The sequence below is a fragment of the Phocaeicola coprocola DSM 17136 genome, assembly GCF_000154845.1.
Taxonomy (GTDB): Bacteria; Bacteroidota; Bacteroidia; order Bacteroidales; family Bacteroidaceae; genus Phocaeicola; species Phocaeicola coprocola.
Genome location: NZ_DS981496.1, coordinates 26,091 through 38,683, shown reverse-complemented (window position 1 = coordinate 38,683; position 12,593 = coordinate 26,091). Strand labels below are relative to the sequence as shown.

10 protein-coding genes and 2 pseudogenes are annotated in these 12,593 nt (G+C 40.0%); 7 read left to right on the top strand and 5 right to left on the bottom strand.

Features of this window, described 5'->3' with window-relative positions; genetic code table 11:
• Nucleotides 1–151: 151 nt before the first annotated feature.
• The 3 genes from BACCOP_RS14315 to BACCOP_RS14310 all read right to left on the bottom strand — a co-directional run bounded on the left by BACCOP_RS14315 (nucleotide 152) and on the right by BACCOP_RS14310 (nucleotide 2,471).
• Complete coding sequence (locus tag BACCOP_RS14315; protein WP_007570353.1) at nucleotides 152–1,324, bottom strand: iron-containing alcohol dehydrogenase; 1,173 nt, start codon at nucleotides 1,322–1,324, stop codon at nucleotides 152–154.
• A 202-nt stretch (nucleotides 1,325–1,526) separates the two neighbouring features.
• The gene (rd, locus tag BACCOP_RS20005; RefSeq protein ID WP_007570351.1) at nucleotides 1,527–1,691 is read right to left on the bottom strand and encodes a rubredoxin; all 165 of its coding nucleotides are present in this window, start codon (nucleotides 1,689–1,691) and stop codon (nucleotides 1,527–1,529) included.
• 72 nt (nucleotides 1,692–1,763) lie between these two features.
• Complete coding sequence (locus tag BACCOP_RS14310) at nucleotides 1,764–2,471, bottom strand: NAD-dependent deacylase (RefSeq protein WP_040312120.1); 708 nt, start codon at nucleotides 2,469–2,471, stop codon at nucleotides 1,764–1,766.
• A 138-nt stretch (nucleotides 2,472–2,609) separates the two neighbouring features.
• Here BACCOP_RS14310 and BACCOP_RS14305 point away from each other — a divergent pair, with 138 nt between their 5' ends.
• Together BACCOP_RS14305 and BACCOP_RS14300 are read left to right on the top strand one after the other, a co-directional pair.
• Nucleotides 2,610–3,194, top strand: a complete 585-nt coding sequence (locus tag BACCOP_RS14305; protein ID WP_007570347.1) for an FKBP-type peptidyl-prolyl cis-trans isomerase — start codon at nucleotides 2,610–2,612, stop codon at nucleotides 3,192–3,194.
• A 46-nt stretch (nucleotides 3,195–3,240) separates the two neighbouring features.
• Nucleotides 3,241–4,116 (top strand): FKBP-type peptidyl-prolyl cis-trans isomerase, encoded by an 876-nt coding sequence (locus tag BACCOP_RS14300; RefSeq protein WP_007570345.1) that lies wholly within the window; start codon nucleotides 3,241–3,243, stop codon nucleotides 4,114–4,116.
• A 65-nt stretch (nucleotides 4,117–4,181) separates the two neighbouring features.
• On the opposite strand, the gene BACCOP_RS14295 is transcribed toward BACCOP_RS14300, so the two are convergent.
• Nucleotides 4,182–5,087 (bottom strand): helix-turn-helix transcriptional regulator, encoded by a 906-nt coding sequence (locus BACCOP_RS14295; RefSeq protein ID WP_007570343.1) that lies wholly within the window; start codon nucleotides 5,085–5,087, stop codon nucleotides 4,182–4,184.
• Between the two features lie 159 nt (nucleotides 5,088–5,246).
• On the opposite strand from BACCOP_RS14295, the pseudogene BACCOP_RS21160 reads away from it, so the two are divergent.
• The 3 genes and pseudogenes from BACCOP_RS21160 to BACCOP_RS14285 all read left to right on the top strand — a co-directional run.
• Nucleotides 5,247–5,837, top strand: a pseudogene (locus BACCOP_RS21160) (TolC family protein); the annotation flags it as partial.
• A gap of 19 nt (nucleotides 5,838–5,856) precedes the next feature.
• A pseudogene (locus BACCOP_RS20705) lies at nucleotides 5,857–6,168 on the top strand (ABC transporter permease); the annotation flags it as partial.
• Nucleotides 6,169–6,180: 12 nt separating this feature from the next.
• Nucleotides 6,181–7,242, top strand: coding sequence for an ABC transporter permease (locus tag BACCOP_RS14285; protein WP_040312118.1), 1,062 nt, complete (start codon nucleotides 6,181–6,183; stop codon nucleotides 7,240–7,242).
• Nucleotides 7,243–7,491: 249 nt separating this feature from the next.
• Here BACCOP_RS14285 and BACCOP_RS14280 read toward each other — a convergent pair whose 3' ends face one another.
• Nucleotides 7,492–9,186, bottom strand: a complete 1,695-nt coding sequence (locus tag BACCOP_RS14280; RefSeq protein ID WP_007570338.1) for a Na/Pi cotransporter family protein — start codon at nucleotides 9,184–9,186, stop codon at nucleotides 7,492–7,494.
• An 81-nt stretch (nucleotides 9,187–9,267) separates the two neighbouring features.
• On the opposite strand from BACCOP_RS14280, the gene BACCOP_RS14275 reads away from it, so the two are divergent.
• The gene (locus tag BACCOP_RS14275) at nucleotides 9,268–10,941 is read left to right on the top strand and encodes a nucleoside kinase (protein WP_177593510.1); all 1,674 of its coding nucleotides are present in this window, start codon (nucleotides 9,268–9,270) and stop codon (nucleotides 10,939–10,941) included.
• Nucleotides 10,942–11,056: 115 nt separating this feature from the next.
• Nucleotides 11,057–12,535: an RNA polymerase factor sigma-54 gene (rpoN, locus tag BACCOP_RS14270; protein ID WP_007570334.1), complete on the top strand. Its 1,479-nt coding sequence runs from the start codon at nucleotides 11,057–11,059 to the stop codon at nucleotides 12,533–12,535.
• The last annotated feature ends 58 nt before the right edge of the window (nucleotides 12,536–12,593 follow it).

Below are 12,593 nucleotides of genomic sequence, written 5' to 3'. Positions count from 1 at the left end.
TTGTGACAAGTAACTCTAACCTGTAAAAAATAGCTTTATTACCTCTTTAAAATTATCTTCTTATGTTTCAATAAAATAAAATGGTATGTGAAAAAGAGAATAAAAGAATTCTATTTGCACATACCATTTTTTACAATCTACATCAAACTACTTATTTATACGATTGTCTATAGATATTCAAAACTTCATCATCAGTCAACGGACGTGGATCTAATGTAAATAATCCGCCCATTGTATCACGAGCATTCTGAACCATCTTCGGAAGGTCTTCTTCTTTCAGCCCCCACTCGCTCAATTTTATATTGTCCACATGACATTCCTTTTTCATACGAGCCAATGCATCAATAAAGTCACTTGGACGATTACTCTTCTGCTGCGTCATTACATCTGCCATTTTCATGTAACGCTTCATACAATCATTACGGAAAGTTTCGAAATATGCTTCACTAAGCGCTATCAGTCCAGCACCATGAGGCAACTGTGGATAATATGCACTCATTGCGTGCTCCATAGAATGTTCAGAAGTACAACTGGAAGTTGCTTCTACCAATCCGGCAAGCGTACTAGCCCAAGCAACTTTTGCACGTGCCTTTAAATTCTTACCGTCGTTTACAGCTACTGGAAGATATTTATAAAGCAAACGTATAGCCTCTAAAGCATAAAGATCGCTAATTGGAGTAGCACAATTTGCAATAAAACCTTCAGCAGCATGGAAGAAAGCATCAAAACCTTGATAAGCTGTTAAATGCGGAGGTATCGAAATCATCAATTCCGGATCAATGATAGAAAGAGCCGGGAAAGTAAGACTGCATCCAAAACCGATCTTTTCTTGTTTTTCTTCATTTGTAATTACAGCCCACGGATCAGCCTCCGTACCCGTTCCGGCAGTAGTAGGGATAGCAATAATTGGAAGAGCTTTTGTTACCGGACGTCCTTTACCACTTCCACCTGTTACATAATTCCAGAAATCTCCATCATTACATGCCATCACAGCAATAGCCTTAGCAGAATCGATGGTACTTCCTCCACCTAATCCTATAATAAAATCACATCCTTGTTCCCGACAGATCGCCGCAGCTTCCATTACATGCGATTTAATAGGATTGGGAAGTATTTTATCATAAACAACAGATGCTACATCATTTTCTGTCAAGAAGCCGATTACCTTATCTAAATATCCGTATTTTCTCATTGAAGTTCCACCGGAAATAATAATCATCGCCTTTTTTCCGGGAAGTGTTTCGGTTGCCAACTTCTTTATCTCACCACATCCAAACAAGATTCTTGTTGGGATATGCAAACTGAAAACAGGATTTGCGTTCATAATATTCAGGTTTTTAAAGTTTGTATATGTTCAAATATACGAATAAAACTGTATGATATAATACGTAGAATGTTAAATTATATAACAAACATATATTTATAGGCCATCACTGATTAGAAAATATGAAAAATAAAAAAGTTTCGGCTTGTTTAGGAAAATCCACAAACAAGCCGAAACTTTTTACGTATATTTCAAACCGAGATTATTCTTCTACCGGCTGGAAATCTTCTTTTCCGACACCACAAACCGGGCAAACCCAATCTTCCGGAATATCCTCAAATGCTGTTCCCGGTGCAATGCCACCTTCAGGATCTCCAACTTCAGGATCATAAACCCAATCGCATACTGTGCAAATGTACTTCTTCATAATTTTATCGTTTTATTCTAAGTTAGTATTAATTATTTCTTTAATATGAAAACAAATATAGAAAGAAATTGTTTACGCTGTTTCATTTAGTAACATCTTTTTAAGTTCACACATTCCTTCGGAGGCTCCCTTGCGAATAACATTTACATGCCTGCCCGAAGTTATGGCAACTTCTTTCGGATCTATAAGATAAACCGAGACATGGGCTGGAACATAATTTAACAGTCCTGCTGCCGGATACACATTCAGAGATGTTCCGATAATGACAAAAATATCAGCTTGCTCCGCGTAGTCAATGGCAGTTTCTATCATTGGGACAGCCTCACCAAACCAAACGATAAACGGGCGTAACTGAGAACCATCGGCCGCCGTATCTCCCATTTTCACCTCATATTCTTCCGGTTTTAGTTCTTTTATATATTTCGGGTTATTCGGTTGCCAACTAGATGTAACCTTTGTCAGTTCCCCATGCAAATGAATAACATGATGACTGCCTGCACGTTCATGCAAGTTATCAACATTCTGTGTAACAACAGTTACATCAAAAAAATTCTCCAACTCAGCTATCAGCTCATGCCCCCTGTTAGGCTTGACTGTAAGCAATTGTTTACGGCGTTCATTATAAAAATCTATTACCAGCTTCGGGTTAGCAGCATATCCTTCGGGAGTAGCTACTTGTTCTACCGGATAACGATCCCACAGACCTCCCGAATCGCGGAATGTACTAATGCCACTTTCAGCACTCATCCCTGCTCCAGTCAGTATCACCAGCTTTTTCATAGGCAGATATTTTCTTTTCATTTTATATACAGTCACAAAAATAAGAATTTTTAATCGCTCAAAAAGCCTCATATTCAAAGAAAAAAGATACCTTTGCCGTGCTTTTAAAGAATATTACACACTAATAAATATAATCACATGGACAAATTCAGTTACGCCATTGGTCTGGGTATAGGCCAAAACCTGCTGAGCATGGGTGCCCGCGGCATTGAAGTAAACGACTTTGCACAGGCTATCAAAGACGTATTAGAGGGAAACCAAACAGCAATCACTCACACCGAAGCTCGTGAAATCGTGAATAAATATTTCACTGAGTTGGAAGAAAAAATGAATGCTGAAAACATAGCAAAAGGAAAGCAGTTCCTCGAAGAAAACAAGAAAAACCCTAAAGTAGTAACTTTACCTAGCGGACTGCAATATGAAGTTATAACCGAAGGTAACGGCAAACAGCCTAAAGCAACTGACCGCGTACGTTGTCACTATGAAGGTACATTAATAGACGGAACATTGTTCGACAGTTCTATCAAGCGTGGTGAACCTGCCGTATTTGGAGTAAACCAAGTTATCAAAGGTTGGGTTGAAGCATTGCAGTTGATGTCGGAAGGTGCAAAATGGAAACTTTATATCCCTTCTGAACTGGCATACGGAGCACAGGGAGCTGGTGAAATGATCCCTCCTCACAGCACACTTATCTTCGAAGTTGAATTAATAGAGGTGCTCTAATACACAAAAGCAAATCAGTAAAATTATAATTTAAAATATAAAGTAAATGAAAAAAAGTTCTTTAATCATGATGTTTGCAGCCGCAACTGGACTGGCATCATGTACAGCTCAGAGCCCAAAGGCAAACATGAAAAGCGATGTTGATACTCTTTCTTATATGATGGGTGTCAGCAACACACAAGGATTGCAAGAATACGCTATGGGACGTCTGGGTATCGATTCTACTCACATGGCAGACTTCATCAGAGGTATTGAAGAAGGTTTGAAACAGACAGATGCAAAACAGAAAGCTTACATGGCTGGTATCCAGATCGGACAGCAAGTAAGTGGTGATATGTTCGACGCTATCAACGATCGTATCTTCAACGGCGACTCTACACAGAACTTAAGCAAAGAAAACTTCTTGGCTGGTTTCGTTTCTGCTGTAAAGAAGCAGGCACTCGTTGCTCCTGATTCTGCTGCTGTATATGTAAATGCTAAGGCAGAAGCTATTAAAGAAAAAGCTTTGGAAACAAAATATGCTGACTATAAAAAACAGAACGAAGACTTCCTGGCTACTAACAAGAGCAAAGAAGGAGTAAAAGTAACTGCAAGTGGTCTGCAATATAAAGTAATCACTGAGGGTAAAGGTGAAATTCCTGGAGAAACAGCAAGAGTTAAAGTTAATTATAAAGGTACTTTAATCGACGGAACTCAGTTCGACAGCTCTTACGACCGTAAAGAGCCAACTACTTTCCGTGCAAACCAGGTAATCAAAGGATGGACAGAAGCTCTGACTATGATGCCGGTAGGATCTAAATGGGAATTGTATATTCCTCAGGAACTGGCTTATGGCTCACGTGAAACTGGTAAAATCAAACCGTTCTCTACATTGATTTTTGAAGTAGAATTGGTTAGCATCGAAAAAGAAGATAAGAAATAATAACTGATTATTTCATCTTATAAAACACAGGTATGGACATGATTATCAGTCTGTACCTGTGTTTTTTATTTTCCATGCCTATATTCATGAGGTGTCTTACCCGTCAGTCTCCGGAAATATTTGCAGAAGAAAGATGCATTCGGAAAGTTCAATTCATCAGCTATCTGATAAACCAGTTTATCAGAATGACGAAGTAACAATTTTGCTTCTTGCACTACAGCCTCATTCACCCAGTCCATCACTGTACGGTCACTTGTCTGTTTTATCAATGTACTCAGATAACGGGGAGTCAGGTACAGCCTGTCGGCATAAAACACTACACTTCTTTCGTGTATGGCATACTTATTAACAAGCGACAAAAATCTGTTGAAAACTTCTTCCTGACGCGTGAGCCGACCGCTTTCTTCCGATATTTCCCTCATACGATATATATTTATCTGATGAAACAAAGCCGAAATAAGACTTCTTACCATATCTCGAGGGAAAGGCTTATCGTGTACGATATCCCACAATAAATCGAAAAAGGCAGCAATCCGTTTTTCTTCCTTTTCCGGTAAATCAAGCTGTACATAAAGTCTTCCTTGCAAAAAGGTCTGCAACAATACTTCTTTTTGCCAACCTTCCATGAGGCCATTGGTAAAGGCAAACATTTCCAATTCACAATCTTTCGATATTTCAATTACCTGAAGTATTGTACCTGGTGAAGCTACAATCAACTGATGAGGTTTAAGCGTCAATTCTATAAGATTCGCTCGCACACGAATACACCCGGCATGCATAAACAAGACACGACCTTCCGTCAGACGATAAGGCTGGCCGAAAGCAAATATCTGCTCTGAAATTTCCAATACTCCTCTCATTGAACGGACAAAACCCAGTTCGGCAGAAACAAACCGATATTTATTACAAGGTATAGCGGAAAGTTCAAATATCTGCTTTAAAGCTAAGAGTAAAAGATTATTCTGTTCCATGATAACATTCTCATTTCCCGCAAAGATAATAATATAGCCCTATAAGAAGCTATTTTTCGCACATTATCGAACAATTAGGACATTTACAACAACCAATGGAGCCTTATGTATATACTGAAAGCATTTAACTTTGTATCAGAACAATAAAAACGACAAACAATGAAACGGATTCTTTTCTTCATTATGTTTTTTACAGTTGCCATATCCACAAGGGCACAAGTTACACTAGACGAATGCAGGCATGCTGCACAAGAGAATTATCCCCTGGTCAGACAATATAACCTCATTCAACTTGCTGAACAATATAATCTTTCGAACGCATCCAAAGGTAACCTTCCACAAATCAATATCAGCGGCAAAGCATCTTACCAGAGCGATGCAACTACATTCCCGATAGATATTCCGGGAATAGGTATCAAAGGATTGCCCAAAGACCAGTATCAGGCACTGATAGAAGTTCAGCAAAACATTTGGGACGGCGGACAGATTCATCACCAGAAAAAAGAGATCAAAGCCGTTTCGCAAGAAAATAAGTATCAACTGGACGTAAGCATGTATGCACTGAACGAACAAGTCAATCAGGTATTCTTCGGGATATTACTCTTAAACGAACAGTTGCATCAGAACGCTCTGCTCCATGATAACTTACAAAGAAACTTAAAGAATATAGAAGCTTACCGAAATAACGGTATAGCCAATGATGCCGATGTGGATGCTGTAAAAGTAGAAATACTAAACACAAAGCAACAGCGTATACAACTCTCAGAAAACCCTTGCTCTTGGACTGCTCATATCGTGCATCACCCACACGCAGGTAGCTGCCCTGCTAGCCTCGGCAATGGTACTGATGATACCTACTATCATTTTATCAGGAATCATTTTCCCGATAGAAAGTATGCCAGCTATACTGCAATGGATCTCCTGTGCCATTCCTGCCCGCTGGTATGTATCACTGGTAAGACAACTGATGATAGAAGGAGTACCGCTATCTTATGTATGGAAAGAAGTATGTGTACTCCTGTTTATGGCTGTGATACTAATAGGTATTACCTCTAAAATATTTAAAAACCGCTTAGAGTAAATAAAGAATATGATATTACGATACCTCATAGAAAAAGAGTTCAAGCATCTTATACGGAACAGTTTCCTGCCCCGCCTGATTCTGATATTCCCATGTATGATCATGCTGGTGATGCCATGGGCTGCTACGCTGGAAATAGAAGACTTACGTATAGCCATCATAGACAATGACCATACCCCTTCTTCTCTCCGACTGACACACCGGATAGAATCTTCTCCCTATTTCAAGTTAGTTGCACTTCCGGATACTTATCACAAAGCGGTGGAATGCATCGAAAGAAATCAGGCTGACATGTTATTGGAAATTCCTAAAGGATTTGAAAAAGAACAAGTCAACGGACGTCCGGCATCGGCTTTGGTAGCCATTAATGCCGTAAATGGAACAAAAGGAGGATTAGGGAATACATATCTGCAACAGATACTTAACCCACAATCTACATCGGTAACTTCAATCCGGTACCGTTTCAATCCACATCTGGACTATAAAACCTTTATGGTTCCTGCCCTGATGACTATGCTGCTGGTTATGCTTTGCGGATTTCTGCCTGCCTTGAATGTAGTTGGTGAAAAAGAAGCCGGTACCATTGAGCAAATTAATGTCACTCCGGTAAGCCGCTTTACCTTTACTCTTTCCAAGCTGCTTCCTTATTGGCTTATAGGCTTTATTGTATTGAATCTGTGCATGCTGCTTGCATGGGCCGTATATGGCCTGACACCTGCAGGAAGCATATTCACCATCTATCTGGCAACACTCATATTTGTACTGGTCATGTCAGGACTCGGACTGGTCATTTCCAATTATTCGTCTACCATGCAACAGGCTATGTTCGTCATGTGGTTCTGCATGCTTATTTTTATTCTGATGAGTGGCCTGTTCACACCCATCAGCAGTATGCCCGACTGGGCACAGTACATCACTTATATCAATCCGCTACGCTACTTCATGGAAATGATGCGTATGGTATATCTAAAAGGGAGCGGTATCGGCGATATCGTGCAACAACTTTGTGTATTATCCTGCTTTGCAACAATCTTATACAGCTGGGCGATACATAGTTACCGCAAACAACAGTAGTCAAACAATCTCTTTCGACAGATATCAAGAATAAGTCGCGGAAACTACAAGAAAACCATGCTGAAATCTTGCTCATTTTTTGTACAAATCTCCTGAGTATTCGTACAAAAAATTAAAAAACATCGAGAAGTTTTAATGAAAAATTGCTGAATTATTTTTATAACAATAGTCTAGAGTAAAAAAAGGGCATCTCCACGTTCTGAAAAACATGCAGATGCCCTTTATATATAGCCTGTTCTATTTATTTTCTCAAGCTTTTTTCTCCTTTACATCAGAATGTGCTTCTACCACATTCACTACATAATCGCCCAGCTTTTCACATTCACCGATAATGTCCATATAGTGGATACCCATCTGATAGCTATATTCTTTATTGTTCACATCGACTATGTTCTGATTCTTCAGCTGATTGCGGTAGTTATTGATTTCATTCTCCAGATTAAATGATTTGTTCACATCTACGATATGATGCACATCTTCCACCAGCTTTATCATCTGCGTCAGTGCATTGTCAGTCAAAGCAAACATCTGATGAATATGCTCATATTGCTTTTCTGTAAAATCAATATTTCCTCTGCGCTTACGGTTAATAGTTCTTGCCAGGTTGTAACAGCTATCACCAATACTTTCTATTTCTGTTACTTCACGGAGCATTTCACGTATCTGAAGTTTACTTTCCGAACTCAAACGACCTTCAGAAACCTGATTCAGATAGTTGGCAATCTCTACCTCCATATTGTCACTGATATTCTCGTATTTCTCTATACGGCTGAACAATTTATTAAAATCATTCTCATTTTCCGTATGTAACAAATCACGAACCATACGGAACATCCGCTGGATGCGCTCTGCAAAAAGGTTGATTTCTTTACGAGCCTGCAAAACAGAAAGTTCGGCTGTCGACAACATACCACCAGTAATAAATTGCAGGCGATACTCTTCTTCCTGTTCCTTTTGAGGAATAAGCTTGCAGACTGTTTTTTCTATCAGCTTAACGAACCATATCAGAATCAGCACATTGCATACATTGAAGCAAGTATGGAACGCCGATAATTTAAATGAAACAGCAGCACCGTCAGCTTCACTGATATTCATAAAGTCAGAAATTATCCAGTCTACCATCGACAGGAACGGCTTAAACAATATCAAAACCCAGATTACACCAAATATATTAAACATCAGGTGAGCCATAGCAGCTCGTCTGGCCTGAGTATTGGCAGTCAGAGCAGCAAGATTTGCCGTAATGGTAGTACCGATATTCTCTCCCAGCACCAGTGCTGCTCCCAGCTCAAAGCTGATCCATCCGTTAGCACACATGATAAGCGTAATCGCCATCGTTGCCGCAGACGCCTGTACAATCATGGTCAGGATAGTACCGATAAAGACAAACAGAAGTACGGAAATGAATCCCATATCGGTATAATTCTGGACGAAAGCCAACATATCAGGGTTGGCGCTCAAGTCTGGAGCATTGGTTTTCAGTAAGTTCAATCCCATAAACAGGAAAGCAAAACCGAAAATAAACTCACCGATAGACTTACGGGAACTCTTTTGAGAAAATAAAAGCGGAATACCAAAAGCCAGAAGAGGTAAAGAGAATAAAGAAATATCGACTTTAAAGCCGAGAGCGGAAATAATCCAAGCGGTAACGGTAGTACCAATATTGGCTCCCATAATTACACCTATGGATTGTGAAAGGGTCAGCAATCCTGCATTGACAAAGCTGACCACCATAACTGTCGTAGCAGAAGAAGATTGAATTAAGGCCGTAATAAGCACACCAGTCAATACACCGGTCACTCTGTTGGTCGTCATAGCGGTCAGGATACTACGAAGTCTGTCACCGGCAAACTTCTGAAGCCCCTCACTCATGATTTTCATTCCATAAAGGAAAAGCGCTAACGAACCGAGCAACGCTAAAAAATCATAAAAAGTATATTCCATTTGTAATTAATTAAGTCGGAGGTAGGCTCTTAATTGTTTAATGTGTAAATTAATTGCCAAATCACCGAGTTAGTAACACATATTACAATTATGCTACAAATATATTGCAAAAATAACAATTTAACAAAAGATTTCCCCGAGGGAAGCACGCTTTTGGATATTTATAATGGTTTTAATTTAGAAATGCCCTACGGACCTGTCAGTGCGAAAGTTAACAATAAGGTAGAAGGGCTCAACTTTAAGGTATATTACAATAAAGATATTGAGTTTCTTGATATAACTAATCCGTCGGGCATGCGTACCTATTTCCGATCGCTTTGTTTCATCCTTGTAAAAGCTGTAGAAGAGCTTTATCCGCAGGGAAGCATTTCCCTGGAACATCCCGTATCGAAGGGTTATTACTGTACGCTGCATCTGGACCGTTCCATTGGTTTGGATGATGTTACACGTATCAAGCAGAAAATGCAGGAAATAATTACCGACAACATTCCTTTCCAACGTATAGAGTGCCATACAGAACAGGCCGTCGAATTATTCACCCAAAGAGGAATGATGGACAAAGCAAAACTGCTGAAGACTTCCGGACAGTTATATACTTTCTATTACAGATTAGGAGATACCATCGACTATTATTATGGCAGTCTGGTTCCAAGTACAGGATACATCAAACTGTTCGATATAGTAAAATACTATGACGGATTGTTGCTGCGTATTCCAAACAGAAAAAACCCGCAAAAACTGGAGGAACTTGTAAAACAGGAAAAGATGCTGGAGGTATTTCAGGAATATCACCGCTGGAACCAGATATTGGGAATCAGTACGGTTGGGGATTTCAACATAGCCTGCAACAACGGACATGCTACCGACCTGATAAATGTATCGGAAGCACTGCAAGAAAAGAAAATTGCACATATAGCCGACGAAATCACTCACCGGAACCAAAATGGAGAAAGAGTGAAACTGGTATTGATTTCCGGACCGTCATCTTCGGGAAAGACTACGTTCAGCAAACGTCTCAGTATTCAGTTAATGACCAACGGGCTGAAGCCTTATCCGATTTCACTGGATGATTATTTTGTAAACAGAGAAGATACTCCACTCGATGAAAACGGTGAACACGATTTCGAGTCACTGTACGCGCTGGATCTTCCTTTCTTCGAAGCTCAGTTAAAGGAGTTGTTAGATGGTAAGGAAATTGAATTACCCCGATTTAATTTTACAACCGGCAAACGCGAGAACAGTGGCAAGAAACTGCATATTGACGAAAATATGATATTGATACTGGAAGGGATACATGCGCTGAATCCGGCACTGACCCCCAATATTCCGGCAGCCAATAAATATAAGATATATGTATCTGCCCTGACTACAATCTCACTCGACAACCATAATTATATTCCTACCACCGACAACCGGTTGCTACGCCGAATCATACGCGATTACCGATACCGCAATTACTCGGCAGAAGCGACAATTTCTCGATGGGAAAGTGTCCGTGCAGGGGAAGACAAATGGATATTCCCTTATCAGGAATATGCAGATGCAATGTTCAACTCGGCTCTGCTCTTCGAACTTGCCGTGTTAAAGGACTATGCAGAACCCATTTTACGAAAGGTACCCAATAACTGTCCGGCATACTCGGAAGCTCACCGCCTTCTGCGTTTCCTTGCCTATTTTGTTTCAGTACAAGACAATGAACTTCCGCCGACTTCCTTGTTGCGCGAGTTCTTGGGAGGAAGCAGTTTCAGATATTAAATTCCACAGATATTGGTAGAGAAGCTGGTTGTCCACATAAAATAAAATTAAGTGAAAACCATATAATCCGTATCTAATTGTTTATTTTTGCAGCGAAAAAATCAAATTCATTTTTATGGCTATAAATTCACGTCAAGTACAAACTCAGGCCCAGCAGCAGGTTCAGACTTTATCTCCACAGCAGATATTGGCAGTCAAATTATTAGAGCTGCCTACTGTAGAATTGGAAGAACGTATTCATTCTGAACTTTTGGACAATCCTGCTCTAGAAGAAGGCAAAGAACATACTGAAGAGGCTGAGGGACATGAAGATGACTATCCTGCCGATGAAAATGAAGAATCCGGAACCGACTATAATGATGATTTGTCGTTGGGAGATTATCGCACAGAGGATGACATTCCCGACTATAAGCTTCAGGAGAACAACCGTTCTAAGGGAGAAACTCCCGAAGAGATCCCTTTTTCGGACAGTGTTTCATTTTACGAAACGCTGAAAGAGCAGCTTGACATGCAAGACCTTACTCCCGAAGAAAAACAACTAGGCGAGTATCTTATCGGCTCTTTGGATGATGACGGTTTATTGAGAAAAACAACAGAAGCCCTGATGGACGAACTTGCCATCTATCAGGGTATTTATACAACTCCTGAACAACTGGAGCATATCTTGTCTATCATACAGGATTTTGATCCTGCGGGAATAGGAGCACGAAGCCTTCAGGAATGCCTCTTGCTGCAAATCAAGCGGAAAGAAAACTCTCCGTTGAAACAAATAGAATATGATATCATCAACAAATGTTGCGATGATTTCACCAAGAAAAATAAAGATAAAATATTACAAAAGTTAGGGATAACTGAAGAACAATATAATGCAGCCGTAGTGGAGCTGACCAAGCTGAATCCGCGTCCGGGAAGTTCCATGGGAGAAACAATCGGTAAAAACTTGCAGCAAATTATTCCTGATTTTATTGTTGAGACAGAAGAAGACGGTACTATTCATCTTAGCCTCAACAACCGGAATGTTCCTGAACTGCGCTTAAGCCGTGAATTTACTGAAATGCTTGATGAGCATACACGCAATAAAGCTAATCAAAGTAAGGAATCGAAAAACGCATTATTATTCCTCAAGCAAAAGGTAGATGCAGCTCAGGGATTTATCAATGCTGTTAAACAACGCCAGCAGACATTGCTCAGTACGATGCAGGCTATTATAGACTTGCAACGACCGTTCTTCCAGGATGGTGATGAGTCTTCACTCCGACCTATGATACTGAAAGATGTGGCCGAACGTGCACAACTGGATATTTCAACAATTTCACGAGTGAGCAACAGCAAATATGTACAGACTAACTTCGGAATATATCCACTCAAGTTTTTCTTCAGCGACGGATATGTAACAGAAAACGGAGAAGAATTGTCTGTGCGTGAAATCAAACAGTTTCTGAAAGAGTGTATCGACAAGGAAAATAAGGATAAACCTTACACCGATGACGAACTGGCCGACATGCTAAAAGAAAAAGGATATCCGATAGCACGACGTACGGTTGCCAAATACCGCCAGCAGCTTAACATTCCAGTCGCACGACTAAGAAGATAAACCAAACGACAAAAAACAATCATAACACAAGGATGGAAGAAACTAATATTCCCGATCA

Coding starts and splice junctions, on each gene's coding strand:
- BACCOP_RS14315 (WP_007570353.1), bottom strand. CDS start 1,324: ATGAACGCAAATCCTGTTTTCAGTTTGCATATCCCAACAAGAATCTTG.
- rd (WP_007570351.1), bottom strand. CDS start 1,691: ATGAAGAAGTACATTTGCACAGTATGCGATTGGGTTTATGATCCTGAA.
- BACCOP_RS14310 (WP_040312120.1), bottom strand. CDS start 2,471: ATGAAAAAGCTGGTGATACTGACTGGAGCAGGGATGAGTGCTGAAAGT.
- BACCOP_RS14305 (WP_007570347.1), top strand. CDS start 2,610: ATGGACAAATTCAGTTACGCCATTGGTCTGGGTATAGGCCAAAACCTG.
- BACCOP_RS14300 (WP_007570345.1), top strand. CDS start 3,241: ATGAAAAAAAGTTCTTTAATCATGATGTTTGCAGCCGCAACTGGACTG.
- BACCOP_RS14295 (WP_007570343.1), bottom strand. CDS start 5,087: ATGGAACAGAATAATCTTTTACTCTTAGCTTTAAAGCAGATATTTGAA.
- BACCOP_RS14280 (WP_007570338.1), bottom strand. CDS start 9,186: ATGGAATATACTTTTTATGATTTTTTAGCGTTGCTCGGTTCGTTAGCG.
- rpoN (WP_007570334.1), top strand. CDS start 11,057: ATGGCTATAAATTCACGTCAAGTACAAACTCAGGCCCAGCAGCAGGTT.